Origin of the sequence: Gardnerella sp. DNF01159, assembly GCF_049244215.1 — a bacterium.
GTDB lineage: Bacteria > Actinomycetota > Actinomycetes > Actinomycetales > Bifidobacteriaceae > Bifidobacterium > Bifidobacterium swidsinskii.
In genome coordinates this window covers 426,228-443,585 of record NZ_CP058387.1, presented here as the reverse complement: position 1 = coordinate 443,585, position 17,358 = coordinate 426,228, and the positions used below count along the sequence as shown (strand labels likewise).

The window sequence follows — 17,358 nt, the reverse complement described above, 5'->3', positions numbered from 1 at the left end:
GCAAAATATAGCGAAAATACTAACCAATAGTGTCGCTTAATACTTGTAAGCTAATCACATGTCTAACAACAATAATAATAGTAATAATAAGGAATCGCAGAAGGAAATTTCTGCTGTAGATTTCGACCCTGCCTCCTTCTCGTCGGCTACTCGTCCACAAGACGATTTATTCCGTTACGTAAATGGTCCTTGGATTGACACTTACACTCTCCCAGAAGACAAACCAATGTATGGTGCTTTCCACAAGCTTGCAGAAGATGCAGAAAAGCAAATTCGAGATATTTTAGAAAACGAAAATTGCCCAGCCAAAAAGTCACAAACCTTATACCGTAACTATTTGGATACCGCATCTATTGAAAAAGCTGGAATTACGCCAATTAAGGGCGATTTAGACGCTGTGGATTCAGCAGAAACTAAGGAAGATTTGGTTCGCACTATTGGCGCGCTTAATCCGTACGGCGGTCCAGATGCAATGTTTTATTTTGGCGTTTACGGAGACCCTAAAGATCCTAAGACGAATATTATGCATATTGAGCAATCGGGATTGGGCTTGCCAGACGAAGCATACTATCGCGAAGATAACTACGCTCCAATTCGCACTGAATATGTAAAAATGGTAGCTTCTTTGCTGCGCTTAGCAGGCTACGGAGACGCAACTACTACACAAGCGCAAGCCGAGCGTTTCTTGAATGTTGAAACTAAAATAGCGAGCTACCATTGGGATAACGTAGCAACTCGCGATTCTCAAAAAACCTATAATCCTTACAATTATGCCGATTTAGCAAAAACTCTTGAAGCGCTTAATCTCGACGCTTTCTTAGACGCTACTCAAAAAGCGTACGATAATTGCGAAGAAGCAACAAATCAGCCAATCAACCTTCGTGAAGCTTTTAACAAAGTTGTAGTTCACGAGCCAAGCTTTATGGAAGGTTTGAATAAGATTTGGCAAGAAGCCGACTTAGAAGATTTAAAGCTTTGGGCGCGCGTGCACGTGATTTTGCGCTGGGCAAGCTTACTTAGTGAAGATTTTGCACAAGCGCGATTCGACTTCTACGGCAAAGTGCTTTCTGGTGCCACAAAGCAGCGCGACCGTTGGAAGCGAGCAGTCGGAGTTGTTGACGATGCTTGTGGTGAGGAAGTTGGACGCGAATACGTGCGATTGCATTTCCCTGAGTCTTCTAAGGAATATATGCAAGGCTTAGTTGACAATCTTATTAACGCTTACCGTGAGTCGATTTCGCACAGCACCTGGCTTGGTGAGGAAACTAAAGCGAAGGCTTTGGAAAAGATTAGTAAATTTGAGCCAAATATTGGTTACACAAACCATTGGGTTGACTACTCTGCGCTAAATATTAAGGAAGACGCTGACTTAGTTGATAATATGCGCGAAGTTTATCGATTTGGCTTTGGTAAAAATACTGCAAAAGCCGGAAATCCTGTGGATCGCGAAGAATGGCAGATGACTCCGCAAACTGTGAACGCTTACTACGATCCTCTGCTGAACGTAATCGTGTTCCCAGCTGCTATTTTGCAACCACCATTCTTTAACCCAAGTGCTCCAGACGCAGCAAATTACGGCGCTATTGGTGCCGTGATTGGTCATGAAATCGGTCACGGTTTTGACGATCAAGGTTGCGAATACGACGGCGACGGCGTGCTTAACAATTGGTGGACTGAAGAAGACAAAACCAACTTCACTGAGCGCACTAAGAAGCTTATTGAGCAATACAATGCTTTCACACCAACGCAGCTTATTGTTAAGTACTCTCACTTGAAGAGCAAAGAAGAGCGCAATGCGATGCCTCACGTAAACGGTGCTTTAACAATCGGCGAAAATATTGGCGATTTAAGCGGCGTGACTATTGCGCTTAAAGCATACGCTTTCGCCTTGCAAAAGAGCAAGGGACAAGAAATCGACGGAAGTGACGATGCTATTCGCGAAACCTTGCTGAACGCTCCTGAAGTAGATGGTTTCACTGCTTTGCAGCGATTCTTCTTAAGCTACGCGTTGGTTTGGCGTTCCAAGGCTCGTAATGAAATTGCGGAACAGCTGCTTCAAATCGACCCACACTCACCAGCCGAATGCCGCACTAACGGCATTGCTCGAAACGTAGACTTGTTCTACGATGCTTTCAGCGTTAAAGAGGGCGACGAAATGTGGCTCGACCCAAGTGAGCGCGTGCACATTTGGTAAGTTGCGAATAAATCGCAAATAAGTCGCTATAAGTCAAAAATAAGTCAAAAATAGAAGCCTGCAGACGCTTAATAAACGTTTGCAGGCTTATTATTTTCTATTTTTATTAATATTTTTAGTAATATTATTGTTTATCTTTTGAATTATCAGAAGATTTTTCACTTCCGCAAGTTTTGCTACGCGCAATATGCTTCACGTGCAAACTATTTTTAGAAATCATTCTTCGTCTTAAGAAAATCCAAGCTACCGCTGCAATTGCGCACAAAACAAGCACGCTTAAAATCGCAGAAATAATCACAATAAATTTATACGTTGAAGCATTTTTCTTCATAGCTTTCGCTAACTTTTTATGATGCTTATGCTTCAAATGCTTCTTTTTAGCCAAAGGTTTTTTCTTCTTAGCTTCCTCGTCTTTACGCTTCTGCTCTTCCTTCTTTTTTCGCTCCTCTTCAGCACGCTTTTTTGCTCTTCGGGAGATTCTGGGCCAATCTTTCCATCCGGATAATCAATATCACCGTTATATTCCGACAGTGTCAACGCTCCAACAACACCATAAGGGCCGCCCGAAGCCTCTCCGTAACCGAAAGAAATATTGTTAGGATTCAAAATCTGATACAAATGTCCATTATCTTCGTTAAAACTTCCGCCGGTTGCGCGCAAAGCCGACTCTTCATCTTGAATCCACAATTGCATAGAACCAGCAAGATCCACACCCCAACTTAAATTTTCACCCCACGCCTTTCGCCCAGTGTAATCAGGCTCGCTCACACCATCTGGGCCAAAATGGCCAAACTGCCCATGCTGAGCGGTTTCTTGCGCGCGGCGGAAAGCATCCTCTTCATTTGCAGAATCGTACTGAATATTATTAACATACGCTTCTTTAGTAAGACCGTAGCGGCTCACGTAATCTTGCAAAGGAACGCCATTAAAATACGTGCTGCGATCATCGTAAAGCCTAGATCTTGCATTTCGAATAGAAGAAAGAACGTAACGCGCTACATTACTTGACTGAATAAAAGATGCAGCAGAAGCAGAATTAGTTGTTTGAATTATTGGATTTTGATGATATTCGTGATGATATTCGCGATTATATGCCTGATGATACGCCTTAGAATGTTCTAAAGTAAAATCAGCAAAATTTTGCGATATTGCACACGCAGCTAGGCATACAGCCGAAATAACAAGGATACTAACCCAACTTATGCGCATATTAGATTTATGCTTTGCATATTGCTGATTATTTTCCACCATAAATATCTTCTTCACTGCATTCAATATTTTCAATACGTTTGCTCAATACTACCCTGCAATGAGGAATGATTACGTATGCACAGTTAATTGTTGAGCTTTTACTAAATATTTTGCTGTAGTCAAGAGATCAATTACATTGTGGATAAAACCTAGGTTTTAACCACAATAGAAAAGTTTGCTGGCAAAGTTGTTGCGCAAAGTTCATAGTTGTTATTACTGCGGCATTTCCTCGTGGCTGCGAAGCTCAGAGGCAATGATGGCTCTGTATTTCGGGGCTGAAATGGCTGCAGTCCATTTGTGAAAGGACTATGAAATATGGCACAACAACAGTCGACCGTGACTATTAGTGGATACGTAGGCGCTGAGCCTGTAAACTTTGGGCGAAGTGAAAATTCTCCGGCTTGTTCGCTACGAATCGCGAGCACGCAATCATATTACCGCAACGACGAACAGCAATGGCATGAGCGTCCAACTACTTGGATGACTGTGAAAGCGTATAGGACTTTGGCTTCAAACGTGCTAAAAAGCGTTCATAAAGGCGATGCAATCGTTGTATATGGCAATTTGAGTACAGAAAGCTGGACAAAAGATGGAAACGATTATAATCGCGTAATTTTGGAAGCTTCTGCTATTGGGCACGATTTAAATCGCGGAACTACGCAATTTACAAAGCGAAACGCTGATTCCGCTAAAAATGGGCAGACGAAAGACAGCAATCAGTCACAAAACGAAAAAATAGAACGTACTGACTCTCACTCAGACAGCACGGACGACGAATATGGAGGTGATGCTGATATCTAAAGAAAGTAAATAATACTTCACGCACCACGATAAACAATAATGCCGCCAAGAATAGTAGTATTCCTGGCGGCAAATTTCACAAATTTAATATCTATTTATAATTTTCTTTTTATCTATTTTATTTACAACAATATTAGCTATTGAACAAATGATAATTGCTATCGCAAGTATGACATAAAGATAGTAACTAATTCCATATGTGTAACTTTTCGAAGGAATAACACCACGACTTACCATATCATAATTCATAATAAGCGAAGCACCAAGCATAAGGAATGCAAAGACAATATTACCAATAGGCTTATTCAATAGAGTAAATAAGACAATAAAAAGTATAGAAACAGCCAGTATACTAATAAGAACTAAATCAATCATTACATCAGTGCGCGCAAAGATCATTTTTTTGGGATTATTCACTATATACAAATAAAACCGAAAATATTTTATCATAGACAAATCAATCATATCTCTATATTTCATATTCAATGCACCAATGGCAATTGCATCAGGATTACTAAGTATAAATTGTTTTTGCTCATTAGTAGAAGTTGCATACGGCAACCACAAACCTAATAAACCAATCAAGATAAAAATAAAATTAACAATTTGTGGAATTTTGAACTTTTTCATATATATCACTCCCTATTCAAAATTTTAATATTTATTTCTAATATGTAAGATTTCTCTATCTATACAAATTAAATTTATAGTTAAGAAATAGTAGAAACTAGAACACAGTGGTAACTAATTTCTACTATTTCTTATTACAAAACAGCAATGAGAAACACTGATACTATTTATGCTACTTCAGCTAGTTTCTTTGTGACTCTAGCTTGAACAGCAAGATAATATGACAACTCTGCATTGTTGAGATTATTGCTCTTCCAACTTTGGAATTTATCCGTCATATCAGCATATTTCTGCATATAATCTGCATATTCCGAGATAAGTTCAGCATCACTTGAATTAGCTTTATACTTTTTCATGAATTCAACATACTCATTCATAGTTGATTCATAGCTATCCATAGCTGCCTTAAAATCACTACGCAAACCATTAGCAGATTTAGCATCATTTTGCTGCGGTTTAGCAGACTTAGATTCTGCGCTATTTGATGAATCTTTTGAATTAGTTGACTTCTTATTATCATTACTACCAGAATTATTATCTGGAGCTGAAAGCATTATATTCATTACGCTATTCCCCTCATAGGATAGCGAAAGATCCCACCCTGCATCATTCTTAGCAGAATACCTGTTCTTTGAATTGTCGTATCCAACCTTGAAACCTCTATCAGCACAAGCCTTCACATAATTATTGTAATCTTCTCTACTTGTATTACCAACATACACATTCAGATTATCGTCACTGTCTGAAATGAAATTACCAATAGTAGACTTTGGAACAGGCAATTGACTAGCAGCTTTGCTAGAAGGCCATACAATAGACGACATTTCCATCGGCTTATTAAGATGAATACTCAATTCTTTACTTGACTCATAATAGGTCAAATCTAATTTATAACCTTTATTATTGTAGGCTTTATATCCTGAGGAATCAGATTCCGCATCAATTGTAAAACCCTTTTTCGTCTTACAATCTACAGTATAATCGTTATATTGTTTAGCAGAAATGTCTTTAATATCAACATCAAGCTCATCTGCAGAATTAATAATGACATCACCTTTATCAGAAGGAGGCTTGGGCAACTGAGCACTCAAAACCATCTCATCCCAATTAATAGTTTTATCTCTATGCATAGCAATATTAGCAATTGAAATGATAGCTGCAATTACAAGTAAATAAAACCACCATCTTCGATAAATCGGTTTTTTACGCTTCTGATAAGCTGCTACATTACCCGGATAAGCTGGAAATGCATAATTTTGCGTATAAGATGTAGGGGGGGGGTAGCAGAGTTCGTTTGTGCCGCAGTAGGAAGTAACTCTATTTTATGAGTTTCGAAATTCATTCCACATTGCTTGCATACTGTACCATAACATTCTGCACCACAATTACTGCATTTCATTATTTTCATCCTTTCAATCTGGGTATAACATTATAATATAACTACTTTCGTATGGAAAACTGATATAGCTACATTACTTCATCTTCAACAGTTTACATTCTATGCTTGTACAACTCTTATAACTGTAAAAAATAATGTAATCAAGCATACTAATACCGAACTCAATCATGAAGTTTTCCATACTTGCAGTATTTAAGAAAAATATAATGCGAAAAAAGTTTTTCTTAATTGTAATTCTTACAAAACTGGCACTTTCACAATATACAATGTAAGTTTTAGATACACTCGCGGACACAATAACATAATCATATGAAAATCTACTTTTGTACATAAAACATATACAAAAAACGTGGGATATACAAAGATACACCCACGTTTTTCGTAAAAGCAGATAGCAAATTTTTTAAGACAATGAATTAAGCTAAGAGCTCACTGACGCGCTCAACGATTCGAGCAGCAGCCTCGTCAACTGGGACTGCTTCAACATTTGAGCCGTTACGATCGCGGATTTCAATCGTACCGTTGTTCACGGTATCGCGACCTGCTACAGCAATCAGCGGTACGCCAACAAGCTCAGCATCCTTAAACTTTACGCCTGGAGAAACCTTTGGACGGTCGTCAAAGATTACTTCGATTCCCTGCTTACTAAGCTCTTCAACAACCTTTTCAGCAGCGTCGAAAGCAACTTGATCTTTGCCTGTTGCAACAACATGAACTTGAGCTGGAGCAATTGCCATAGGCCATGCGAGACCAGCGTCGTCGTGATGTGTTTCTGCCAAGCATGCGATCACGCGGCTAACGCCAATACCGTAGCAACCCATCCAAACTGGCACAGCTTTACCATTTTCGTTAAGAACGCTTAAGCCCAAAGCCTTAGAATACTTTAAGCCAAGCTGGAACACTTGACCAATTTCCACACCGCGTTCGAAGCTCAACGGACCGGAACCATCTGGGCTCATATCACCATCGCGAACCTGGGCTGCTTCAACAACACCATCAGCTTCAAAATCGCGACCGTAAACAGCGTTGTAAACATGCTTTCCGTCTTCGTCAGCTCCTGTAATCCAGGCACTTCCCTTTGCAACGTGAGCATCCATCAAGTAGCGGACAGGATTTGCAATACCCCTACCCTCTTTGCGAGCTTGAGGACCTAATACGCTAAAACCAATGTAGCCCTTAACAAACTCAGGATGAGACTTCAAATCATCCTCAGTTGCTTCTTCGATTTCTGCAGGAGCAAACTGAGCTTCAAGACGCTTCATATCTACTTGGCGATCCCCTGGAATACCAATCGCCACGATTTCGCGCCATGGTTCCTCATGCTCGCCGCCTTCAGCATCAGCTGGGTGCTTAACAGCAATAATAAGGTTCTTCAAAGTGTCGGAAGCTTGCCATTCGCGACCATCTTTACGCGGATGCAAGTCGTTAGAAACCTTAACCAAAGCTTCAATCGTCTTAGCGTCTGGAGTTTCGAGAGATTGCGCTGCAGGAGTTGCTGAGTAATCAACATCTTGCATTTCTGGAGTGGTAAGAGCCTCAACATTCCAAGCTTTTCCTGAAGGTGCGAGCGCAAAAGTATCTTCACCAATTGGCATTGGAGCCAAGAATTCCTCGGAATCAGAACCACCCATTGGGCCGGAAACAGCGTGAACAATCACGTATTTAATGCCCAAACGGTCGAAAATACGAGCGTAAGCAGCGCGCTCCTCAACGTAAGCAGATTTCAAACCATCTTCGTCAATCGAGAACGAGTAACCATCCTGCATAATAAACTCGCGGCCGCGAATAAGACCAGCGCGCGGGCGAAATTCGTCGCGATACTTCGTTTGAATCTGGTACAAAGTAACAGGCAAATCCTTGTAAGAAGAATACATATCCTTAACAAGGAGCGTGAAAACTTCTTCGTGCGTTGGAGCAAGAAGATAGTCAGCCTCATGACGATCTTTAAGACGGAAGATATTGTCGCCATATTCTTCCCAACGGTTGGTAGCCTCGTAAGGCTCGCGCGGAAGAAGTGCCGGGAAGTGAACTTCCTGCGCACCGATACCGTTGATTTCGTCGCGAATAATCGCCTGAACCTTGTTCAAAACCTTAAGTCCTAGCGGAAGCCAAGTCCACACACCTGGTGCAGATTTACGAATATAGCCTGCGCGCTGCATAAGTTTTGCGGAAGTCACGTCCGCGTCTGCAGGATCCTCGCGCAGCGTACGAAGGAATAGCTGAGACATACGAAGTACATTGGAATTCATGCGTTCCAATCTATTTGCGCATGAGGACATAAACACTTGTTTACACGCATCAACAAAAGTAATACTCGATTAAATCATAACGTGCAAAAATATAACAAAGCGACCAAAACGACTCAGGTGTGAGTAGTTTATGCCGTGCACAAGGCAAAAGCTTATAGAATATTAAAACTCGTCGTCGAAAGAAAATTCGTCCGTAACGCCATCACCGGCATTTTCAAAAAGACTAAACTCCTGCTGATCCGCAAAATCACCATCTGCTTTTTTAGCAACAAACGCGGAAGCCCCATCGCTAGCAAGCAGCTCACTTGCGCACCTTGACGCCTCACGCAAAGATCCGTCTAGCAGTACAGCATCCGCCGAAACGCTAAACGCGCGATCGTTAATACCTTCCAAATAAAGACCGCCCAGATTTTCCACGCGAGAAAGCGCAACATATCCCATTCCAGGAGCGAAAGTTCTACGCAAATCCATTACCGCACTATCGAGAGTCATACCTTGCGACTTATGAATCGTAATTCCCCACGCGCAACGAAGCGGCACTTGATTTACGCTAGCAAGTACAGTCTCACCGTCCGTCATTTCCCACGCTGCAGGCTTAAGCGTCACAATATTGCCGTTTTCAAACTCAACAATCGGCCAGCCGCCTTTAGATTCAGGCGCAAAACGCAACACACGCCCAACAGAGCCATTTACGTACTGCTTTTCCTGATCGTTTCGCAACGCCATCACAGCAGCTCCGGCCTTCAAAACTAAACGCTCCGGAGCAAGCATATTCTTTTTTAAGCGATCAACAAGATTTTTAGGCCCGGCTTCCGTTGCAACGAATTCGTGAGGCTCAGCATTAATTTCCGCAAGCTGCATATTATTTAAGCCATCTGCTTGCGAGTTCGTTGGGAAAAGATGTACTGCAACTTCGTCATCTTGCGGATACTCACCAAGGCGGCTAGCAAGCACTTGCTTATCGTCGTCACTCACGAGACCGCTACGAATATCCGTCAAAACTTCTAGCAACTTGCCGTCGTCTTGACGATGTTGCTCAGTTAAGTAACACACAACAGGTTTCAAAGCGTCCCATGCAAACGATTCCGTAATATAGCCTTCCGGATTTTTTCCAGCTGCAGCATACTTTTCGCGCGACGAAATAAACTCCGGGCTCGGCTCGAACACATCACGATTTCGCATAGAAGTGCTAACAGGCGGCAATTGGAAGAAGTCGCCCGAAATAACTACTTGAAGCCCGCCGAAAGGAGCGGGATTTTTGCGCACCTTCCGGCAAACTTCATCAACCATGTCAAAAAGCCACGCGTGAATCATAGAAACTTCGTCCAACACGAGCACGTCCGTGGCTTTTATGCGCTTTCCTCGCCTAGCTCTAATTGTTTTAAGAAGCGTATCCGTAAGCGCGTTTGAAACTCCAACTCCACTCCACGAGTGAATGGTTTGACCGTTTAAGTGCGTTGCCGCAATACCGGTAGAGGCAGTTACAGCAACGCTTAAACCGTTCTTTCGCATTGCGCGAATAGCTTCGTTTAATACGTAGGTTTTACCTGCACCCGGAGCACCGGTAATGAACGCGCTCGCGCCAGCGTTGATTATGGTTAAGGCTTCGGATTGCTTCATTGGCAGTACCTTTTATTGCGTTTAGTAGTCGCGCTTTATTTAATAGTAGCGTTGTGTTTAGTAGTCGCGCTTTTCTGCGGAATTTACGTCTTCTAGCGCCTCTCCGCGACGCTCATAGTCACGAAGCAAGCTCGTGCTTTCAATGTGTTGCGCACCGGCTTTTGCTTGAGACTCGCTTGGGCCTGGAGCTGGAACGAACATCATATCGCGGTAGTAACGAAGCTCATCAATCGACTCAATAATATCCGCGAGCGCGCGGTGACCGCCGTGTTTTGCCGGCTTATTGCGGTAAACGTCCGGGTAAAGCCTGCGTGAAATTTCCTTCAACGTGCTTACGTCGATTACGCGATAGTGCAGATTTGCCATTAAATCTGGCATGTAACGGTCGAGGAATTTTTTGTCAGAACCAACTGAGTTTCCAGCAAGATGCGCTTTTCCGCGAGCTGGCAGGAAACGCTTTACGTACTCAACAACCTGCTTTTGCGCTTCTTCTAACGGCAAACCGTTCTTATTCCACTCGTCAACAAGCCCAGAAGAAGTGTGCATATTGCGTACAAAATCGTTCATGTGAGCCACAGCAGCATCGCTTGGCTTAATCACTAAATCAATGCCGTCGTCCAAAACTTTCAGATTAAAGTCGGTTGGAACTACAGATACTTCGCATAATTCGTCGTGGAAAATATCGAGTCCAGTCATCTCGCAATCAATCCAAATTAAGCGCGATTCTTCCGGCGTAAAAGTAAGATCTTCCTTAGCTTCAGCCATTTTCGTTCCTTTCCTAATATTTTTTCGAACCCACAAGCCTACATCTTCCCGCCGACGAGACGCGTATTAAAAACGACGAAAAGCAGACAAGTTATGAGTAACTTGCGTAACTTTTCGCCGTTTAGTGCAAAATTATTTGCGATTTATACGCGACTTAGTTGTGGAAACCGCTGTAGTTTGGTGCTTCTGCAGTCATCACAATATCGTGAGGATGAGATTCGCGAAGGCCAGCATCAGTAATGCGAATAAAGCGGCCGCGCTCTTGCATTTCCTTAATATTGTGCGCACCAACGTAGAACATTGACTGGTGTAAGCCGCCGAGAAGCTGGTAAAGCACAGCGTTAAGCGGACCGCGATATGGAACTTCGCCTTCAACGCCTTCTGGAACCACCTTGTCGGAGCTGGTAACGTCTGCCTGGAAGTAACGATCCTTCGAATAAGACTTCTTACCGCGAGGAGCCATTGCACCAAGCGAGCCCATGCCGCGGTAAAGCTTGTACTGCTTGCCGTGAAGAAGAACCTTCTCGCCTGGAGCTTCCTCACATCCAGCCAAAGTGCCGCCGAGCATAACAGTGTCCGCGCCTGCAACCAAAGCCTTAGCAATATCGCCGGAATAGTGAATACCACCGTCTGCAATGCATGGAATTCCAGCAGCCTTGCAAGCCTGAGCCGCATCGTAAACTGCGGTAAGCTGAGGCACGCCAACGCCTGCAACAACACGCGTAGTGCAAATAGAGCCTGGACCAACGCCAACCTTTACAGCGTCAACGCCAGCGTCAATCATAGCCTGTGCGCCTTGGCGAGTTGCAATATTTCCGCCAATAATTTGCACGCCGTCGAAAGCCTTATCTGCCTTAATGCGACGAATCATGTCGAGAGCCAAGCGAGCCTCGCCGTTTGCGGTATCGACCACAAGCACGTCAACTCCAGCTTCCATAAGAGCGCACGCACGCTGCCAAGCATCACCCAAGAAGCCAATGCCAGCAGCAACGCGCAAGCGACCCTGATCATCCTTAGTAGCATCCGGATACTGTTCAGTCTTCACAAAGTCCTTAACAGTAATCAAGCCTGTAAGCTTACCTTCAGCATCAACCAAAGGCAACTTTTCAATCTTGTTATCCGCAAGCAAGCGGTGAGCATCTTCCTTAGAAATATTTGAAGGACCGGTGACGAGATTTTCGCGCGTCATCACGTCCTTAACTTTCAAGCGATCGTAGTCTTCGGAAGCAATGAAACGCATATCGCGGTTGGTAATAATACCAACTAAACGATTTTCGCTATCCACTACCGGAAGACCAGAAATATGGAAACGCCCGCACAATTTATCTAAATCGGCGAGCGTAGCATCTGGGTGAACAGTAAGCGGGTCGGTAATCATACCGGATTCACTGCGCTTAACAATATCAACCTGCGCAGCTTGATCATCAATAGAAAGATTGCGGTGAAGCACGCCAATACCACCGTTACGCGCCATGGCAATAGCCATATCAGACTCGGTAACAGTATCCATAGCTGCCGAAATAGTCGGTACTTTCATGGTAATTTCGCGAGTCAGACGAGTGGAAGTATCCACTTCGGACGGAATAACATCAGTTTCATTTGGAAGCAAAAGGACATCGTCATAAGCGAGACCGAGCTTCTCGAAAATTGGTGGAACAGGAGCATACACGGATTCCGTGTTCATATCAGTTGTAGCCATAGGGTTACTATACGTTTTTGCTATGACGTTTGCCGAAACGCACCCTCCAAACGCGGGCGCGACGACATGCTTGAGCGCAGCACAGCGCGCGCGAAAGCAATTCGGAGCGGAAACTCGCTCGCGTTGGAAGTCCAGTGGACTTCCAACGCGAGTTTCGTAGCGAGCGCTTATAGCGCGAGCGTACTCGCACGTTTTGAGCGCCACGCCACATTAAGAAAAACAAAATTAAGCAGTTGTTACGAATTGCGAAGTTCGGGCAGGCGACAACGCAAGTACGGCATCATTGTGAGCACAGTAAGTAGCGCAGCAGCAAGAATCATTCCAACAAGCACATACACAGCTTTAAAGAACAAAATCATAATAGAGCCAAACGCAATTAGCGCAGCCCATCCCCACAAAATCAGCACAGCACCCTGCACAGAATGCCCAATGCGCAGCATGCGATGATGCAAGTGCATGCGATCCGGATGCATTGGCGACTGCCCTTTAGCAACACGCCTAAAAATAGCCAAGCACATGTCAAGAACCGGCAAAAACAGCACAAGAATCGGCAACAAAATCGGCATAAATACAGGCAAATAAATACTCGTATGAACGGCGGAAGGATCCAAATGGCCGGTCATAATAATCGACGCGCAAGTAATTAAGTAGCCGATTAACATGGAGCCTGAGTCACCCATAAAAAGTTTTGCTGGATGCCAATTGTGCATAATAAATCCAACGCACATACCTACCATTGCAACGTCAATAAGAGTTGCCATTGAAGCGTAGGATGGCGACGTGCGCGCAAGCATGTATGAGTATGTTGCGAAGGCAATGCCGCCGATTGCAACGATTCCAGAAGCCAGTCCGTCCAGCCCATCTACAAAATTTACTGCATTAATTGAAGCAACGATTAGTATTGCAGTTATTGCGATTGACACGCTTGGAGATGCCGTTACGAGCGATCCTAGCGGCAAAGTTACGATTTGCAACCCTCCCCACGCTACAAAAACAGCTATAAGCAGCTGACCGGCAAGCTTTAGCATCCAATCTAGATCCCAAATGTCGTCGCATACCCCAAGCAGGCATATCATAACGGCTCCTGCTAGTACAACCCACGGTTGGTGCGTTCCTGCAAAAAGCCCGGAAATAAATGGCATAGAACTAGCGAAAGCCATCGCAACTGCGAAACCAAAAAGCATACCTACACCACCCATACGTGGCGTTGGAATAGTATGCACGTCGCGAGCGCGAACTTTGCCAACAGCACCCATACGAATTGCAAGGTGACGAACAAGAGGCATAATAAGCCACGTAGCACCGCCTGCAATTGCTGCAATAAACAGGTATACCCTCATAAATGCGTCCTTTGCTATGCGATTACTTCGTTGGGTTTAGCAGCGTTTGTTAAATTTTTCACTTGCTTATCTTGATTGTAGCGATTTGTTAGTACCAGAAATTTAGTACCAGAAATAAGTTAATAAACTTACTCACTTAACGCATTACGAATTTCACTCTCCGAAATCACACCTTCGCGCAAAATCACAATACCGTCTTTATCGCTTGAATCCGCGCCAACTACCGTGCTTGCCACGTGCGAGCAAGTCGGGCCTGCGTTCAAATACAGCGGAATTTCGTTGCCGAAAGCTGCAAATGCTTCTTCTACACTGTCTGCACTTTCGTTACCGCTGCGATTCGCGCTAGAAGCAGCCAGTGGACCGGTGACTCGCAAAATTTGCATTAATTCAGGGCAATCCGGCACGCGCACGCCTTGAGTTGCTTGAGTTTTCGCATCGTTTTGAGCATCAGTTTCATTCGTTTTGCACAGCGTTGCAAGATTTGAAGCAACTGAATCCTTCTTCGCACGCGCAATCGGAGAATATCCGCCCGGAAGGAACTTTTTGCCTAGAATATCCAGCGGAGAAGGCAAATAAAGCCCAAGTTTTTCTAAATCTTCCACTCCACTCATTAAAATTTGCAGCGCCTTTGTGCGCGGTCTGCGCTTAAGCTCGTAAATTTTTGCAACAGCAGCTTCATTGAATGGATCGCAAGCAACGCCGTACACGGTGTCAGTCGGCACTACGATTACGCCGCCTTCGTTAATAATTTGCGCTGCCATTTGCAGGGATTCTTCGTTGATATTGCAAATTTTGCTCATTTTTGCCTCTTTTATTGCTTATTTTGCTTATTTTGCTTATTTTGCTTATTTTATTCTGTTTGAGTCAAGTTTTATTTTTGATTAAAATTTTACTTTTCCGCAAAAGTGTACCGCGGTCTGCCAGTTAAGTCGTTTCCAACGCGCGCACGCGAAAAACCTACGCTTTCCGCATACTTTTTAAGCGCATCCCCTTGCGAAATATCGTGTTCCATAACCATCGCTCCCCCAGACTTAAGCAGCGCAAAAGCCGCACGCATAATCTGCTCCGGAATAAGCAAGCCGTCCGCAGAACCGCCATAAAGCGCAAGCGGAGGATCATACTCTCGCACTTCAACCTGTTCTGGCACTTGACTTTCCGGCACGTAAGGCGGATTCGTTATTACTAAATCTACTTTGCCACAAATTGCGTGAAGTTCCGGCGTGCAATCCGAAATATGCGATTTGGTTGCGTCTGCAAGCACGGCATGATAGCGACTGAAAATCTGAATATTTTCCCACTTTTTTGCAGCTTCTTCGAAATTTTTTTGCAAATATTGGAAAGCTTCAGGAGATTTTTCTACAGCCCATACTTGCGCGTCTGCAACTTCCGCCGCAATCGACAATCCAATTGCGCCCGATCCGGCGCATAAATCGACTACCGTCGGCTTGCTAATACCAGACTCTCTAAGCCAATCCAATCCAGCTTCAACAACAATTTCCGTTTCCGGCCGCGGCACAAAAACGCCCTTACCAACTTGCAAATCCAAGTAGCGAAAAGGCGCGCGACCAACAATATGCTGCAACGGCTCACGAGAAGCACGCCTAGATACAAAATCGCTATATTTACTAGCATAATCTTGCGAAAAATCGGTTAAATCGCCAAGTATTAGCGCCTTGTTCAGCTCAGCTAAGCTTACGCCGCAAGCATGAGCCAGCAGCAAGCGTGCATCATATTCTGCTGACTCCACGCCTGCAGAATCAAGCTTTTTAACAGCATCGCGCAAAACTCGCAAAAGTTCTTGCATTTTAAGAATTGCTTGGTTATTTCAGTAATTTTACTTGACTTACTTGGCTTGCGCTAAGCGGTCAGCTTCATCCGCCTGAATATCACTGTCGATAACAGGCTGCAAATCGCCGTCAAGAACCTGATCAAGATTGTAAGCCTTGTAATTCGTGCGATGATCCACAATACGATTTTCTGGGAAATTGTACGTGCGGATTCGCTCAGAGCGGTCGAGCGAACGCACCTGTGAGTGGCGCATATCCGCCGCTTCTGCTGCCTCCTGCTCGTGCTTCATAGCGAGCAAACGAGACTTTAACACGCGAAGGGCTGCCGCACGGTTTTGAATCTGCGACTTTTCGTCTTGCATGCTAACAACAATTCCGGTTGGAATATGTGTCATGCGAACCGCAGAATAAGTAGTGTTCACGGACTGCCCACCAGGGCCGGAGCTCATGAAAATGTCGATCTTCAAATCTTTTGGATCGATTTCGATTTCGTCGTCATCTTCGTCTGCTTCTGGGAACACGATTACGCCAGCTGCGGAAGTTTGAATACGTCCCTGCGATTCCGTAACTGGGATTCGCTGCACGCGATGCACTCCGCCCTCATACTTCATGCTTGCCCACACGCCATCTTCTGGAGCAGGCGTACCTTTTGCTCGAATCGCAAGCTGCACGTCTTTTACGCCGCCAAGTTCCGTTGAATTTTCGCTTTGGATTACGGTAGTCCAGCCGCGCTTTTCCGCGTAACGCATGTACATACGCAATAAATCGCCAGCAAACAAAGCCGCTTCTTCGCCGCCTGTGCCAGCTTTAATTTCCATAATCATATCGCGCGCATCATCCGGATCCCTAGGAATTAATGCAGTGCGAAGCTTTTCTTTTGCTGCTGGAATCTGCTCTTCTAAGCGCTTAGCTTCTTCAGCGAAATCTGGATCGTCGCTTGCCATTTCGTTTGCGGCTTCAAAGTCGTCGCAAAGCTGTTTGTAATTTAGGTAAGCGTTTACGATTGATCCAAGTTCTGCGTGCCTACGACCGAGCTTACGAATAGCGTCCGGATTTGACGCAACTTCCGGGCTTCCCATACGACTTTCAATATCGCGATACTCTTCTAACGCGGTAACTGCTGCCGGGAATTGTTCCTCTACTGACTCAGCCATCATATTCCTTTGTAGTCACGCTTAACGCGGATTGTAAATCAAAAATTTAAATGTTAAATATTAAACACACATGTTTAGCACATAAAACGCCAGCCCCGATTCCGCGAGTTACACGAAAGCAGGGCTGGCGTCACAAAAGCTACTTAGTCTTCTTACCGTAGCGCTTCTCGAAGCGAGCCACGCGACCGCCGGTGTCGAGAATCTTCTGCTTGCCGGTATAGAATGGGTGGCACTTTGAGCACACGTCAACCGTCATGTGATCGCCATCAGCGGTAGAACGAGTTACGAAAGTGCTTCCGCAAGAGCAGGTAACCTGCACTGCGTGATAGTCGGGATGAATACCCTGCTTCATAATGTCTCCTATGGAATTCGGGCGACCCGGGTCGCAAAGCCCCAATAGCTAAGCGTGAACCGGAACCTTCGTAATTCTAGTCACCACCCTCGACGCGCTTATAATCCGCATAAAAAT

Annotated in this window: 15 protein-coding genes; 2 read left to right on the top strand and 13 right to left on the bottom strand. The window is 44.4% G+C overall.

Going from position 1 to position 17,358, the window contains the following annotated elements; all coding sequences use genetic code 11:
* Window positions 1–58 precede the first annotated feature (58 nt).
* On the top strand, window positions 59–2,194 hold the full coding sequence (locus HXT39_RS01570; protein WP_103013825.1) for a M13 family metallopeptidase: 2,136 nt from the start codon (window positions 59–61) through the stop codon (window positions 2,192–2,194).
* 124 nt (window positions 2,195–2,318) lie between these two features.
* On the opposite strand, the gene HXT39_RS01565 is transcribed toward HXT39_RS01570, so the two are convergent.
* Together HXT39_RS01565 and HXT39_RS01560 are read right to left on the bottom strand one after the other, a co-directional pair.
* Window positions 2,319–2,579, bottom strand: coding sequence for a hypothetical protein (locus HXT39_RS01565; protein ID WP_233186341.1), 261 nt, complete (start codon window positions 2,577–2,579; stop codon window positions 2,319–2,321).
* Window positions 2,558–3,445, bottom strand: coding sequence for a CAP domain-containing protein (locus HXT39_RS01560; RefSeq protein ID WP_233186340.1), 888 nt, complete (start codon window positions 3,443–3,445; stop codon window positions 2,558–2,560). Before HXT39_RS01560 ends, HXT39_RS01565 begins: the two co-directional genes overlap by 22 nt.
* 315 nt (window positions 3,446–3,760) lie before the next feature.
* On the opposite strand from HXT39_RS01560, the gene HXT39_RS01555 reads away from it, so the two are divergent.
* Window positions 3,761–4,246: a single-stranded DNA-binding protein gene (locus HXT39_RS01555; protein ID WP_103013824.1), complete on the top strand. Its 486-nt coding sequence runs from the start codon at window positions 3,761–3,763 to the stop codon at window positions 4,244–4,246.
* A gap of 84 nt (window positions 4,247–4,330) precedes the next feature.
* On the opposite strand, the gene HXT39_RS01550 is transcribed toward HXT39_RS01555, so the two are convergent.
* The 11 genes from HXT39_RS01550 to rpmE all read right to left on the bottom strand — a co-directional run bounded on the left by HXT39_RS01550 (window position 4,331) and on the right by rpmE (window position 17,241).
* On the bottom strand, window positions 4,331–4,876 hold the full coding sequence (locus tag HXT39_RS01550; protein WP_012914386.1) for a hypothetical protein: 546 nt from the start codon (window positions 4,874–4,876) through the stop codon (window positions 4,331–4,333).
* A gap of 167 nt (window positions 4,877–5,043) precedes the next feature.
* Window positions 5,044–6,006, bottom strand: a complete 963-nt coding sequence (locus HXT39_RS01545; protein ID WP_102155679.1) for a DUF6591 domain-containing protein — start codon at window positions 6,004–6,006, stop codon at window positions 5,044–5,046.
* A 685-nt stretch (window positions 6,007–6,691) separates the two neighbouring features.
* On the bottom strand, window positions 6,692–8,524 hold the full coding sequence (locus HXT39_RS01540; protein WP_102703198.1) for a proline--tRNA ligase: 1,833 nt from the start codon (window positions 8,522–8,524) through the stop codon (window positions 6,692–6,694).
* A gap of 162 nt (window positions 8,525–8,686) precedes the next feature.
* Window positions 8,687–10,144: an ATP-dependent DNA helicase gene (locus HXT39_RS01535; RefSeq protein ID WP_102703199.1), complete on the bottom strand. Its 1,458-nt coding sequence runs from the start codon at window positions 10,142–10,144 to the stop codon at window positions 8,687–8,689.
* A gap of 57 nt (window positions 10,145–10,201) precedes the next feature.
* The gene (gene orn / locus HXT39_RS01530; protein ID WP_004107431.1) at window positions 10,202–10,909 is read right to left on the bottom strand and encodes an oligoribonuclease; all 708 of its coding nucleotides are present in this window, start codon (window positions 10,907–10,909) and stop codon (window positions 10,202–10,204) included.
* Window positions 10,910–11,063: 154 nt separating this feature from the next.
* Window positions 11,064–12,608, bottom strand: coding sequence for an IMP dehydrogenase (gene guaB / locus HXT39_RS01525; protein ID WP_004108463.1), 1,545 nt, complete (start codon window positions 12,606–12,608; stop codon window positions 11,064–11,066).
* A gap of 236 nt (window positions 12,609–12,844) precedes the next feature.
* The gene (locus HXT39_RS01520) at window positions 12,845–13,948 is read right to left on the bottom strand and encodes an MraY family glycosyltransferase (RefSeq protein ID WP_004108465.1); all 1,104 of its coding nucleotides are present in this window, start codon (window positions 13,946–13,948) and stop codon (window positions 12,845–12,847) included.
* A gap of 128 nt (window positions 13,949–14,076) precedes the next feature.
* Entirely contained in the window at window positions 14,077–14,748 is a 672-nt protein-coding gene (locus HXT39_RS01515; RefSeq protein WP_102155671.1) for an L-threonylcarbamoyladenylate synthase, read from the bottom strand.
* An 89-nt stretch (window positions 14,749–14,837) separates the two neighbouring features.
* Entirely contained in the window at window positions 14,838–15,752 is a 915-nt protein-coding gene (gene prmC, locus HXT39_RS01510) for a peptide chain release factor N(5)-glutamine methyltransferase (protein WP_102703200.1), read from the bottom strand.
* A gap of 39 nt (window positions 15,753–15,791) precedes the next feature.
* Window positions 15,792–16,889, bottom strand: coding sequence for a peptide chain release factor 1 (gene prfA, locus HXT39_RS01505; protein WP_012914392.1), 1,098 nt, complete (start codon window positions 16,887–16,889; stop codon window positions 15,792–15,794).
* Between the two features lie 139 nt (window positions 16,890–17,028).
* The gene (gene rpmE, locus HXT39_RS01500; protein ID WP_004118797.1) at window positions 17,029–17,241 is read right to left on the bottom strand and encodes a 50S ribosomal protein L31; all 213 of its coding nucleotides are present in this window, start codon (window positions 17,239–17,241) and stop codon (window positions 17,029–17,031) included.
* Window positions 17,242–17,358: the final 117 nt, after the last annotated feature.

What these genes read in the sequence shown, in the direction of transcription:
- HXT39_RS01570 (WP_103013825.1), top strand. Translation starts at nt 59, where the DNA reads ATGTCTAACAACAATAATAATAGTAATAATAAGGAATCGCAGAAGGAA.
- HXT39_RS01560 (WP_233186340.1), bottom strand. Translation starts at nt 3,445, where the DNA reads ATGGTGGAAAATAATCAGCAATATGCAAAGCATAAATCTAATATGCGC.
- HXT39_RS01555 (WP_103013824.1), top strand. Translation starts at nt 3,761, where the DNA reads ATGGCACAACAACAGTCGACCGTGACTATTAGTGGATACGTAGGCGCT.
- HXT39_RS01550 (WP_012914386.1), bottom strand. Translation starts at nt 4,876, where the DNA reads ATGAAAAAGTTCAAAATTCCACAAATTGTTAATTTTATTTTTATCTTG.
- HXT39_RS01545 (WP_102155679.1), bottom strand. Translation starts at nt 6,006, where the DNA reads ATGCATAGAGATAAAACTATTAATTGGGATGAGATGGTTTTGAGTGCT.
- HXT39_RS01540 (WP_102703198.1), bottom strand. Translation starts at nt 8,524, where the DNA reads ATGAATTCCAATGTACTTCGTATGTCTCAGCTATTCCTTCGTACGCTG.
- HXT39_RS01535 (WP_102703199.1), bottom strand. Translation starts at nt 10,144, where the DNA reads ATGAAGCAATCCGAAGCCTTAACCATAATCAACGCTGGCGCGAGCGCG.
- orn (WP_004107431.1), bottom strand. Translation starts at nt 10,909, where the DNA reads ATGGCTGAAGCTAAGGAAGATCTTACTTTTACGCCGGAAGAATCGCGC.
- guaB (WP_004108463.1), bottom strand. Translation starts at nt 12,608, where the DNA reads ATGGCTACAACTGATATGAACACGGAATCCGTGTATGCTCCTGTTCCA.
- HXT39_RS01520 (WP_004108465.1), bottom strand. Translation starts at nt 13,948, where the DNA reads ATGAGGGTATACCTGTTTATTGCAGCAATTGCAGGCGGTGCTACGTGG.
- HXT39_RS01515 (WP_102155671.1), bottom strand. Translation starts at nt 14,748, where the DNA reads ATGAGCAAAATTTGCAATATCAACGAAGAATCCCTGCAAATGGCAGCG.
- prmC (WP_102703200.1), bottom strand. Translation starts at nt 15,752, where the DNA reads ATGCAAGAACTTTTGCGAGTTTTGCGCGATGCTGTTAAAAAGCTTGAT.
- prfA (WP_012914392.1), bottom strand. Translation starts at nt 16,889, where the DNA reads ATGGCTGAGTCAGTAGAGGAACAATTCCCGGCAGCAGTTACCGCGTTA.
- rpmE (WP_004118797.1), bottom strand. Translation starts at nt 17,241, where the DNA reads ATGAAGCAGGGTATTCATCCCGACTATCACGCAGTGCAGGTTACCTGC.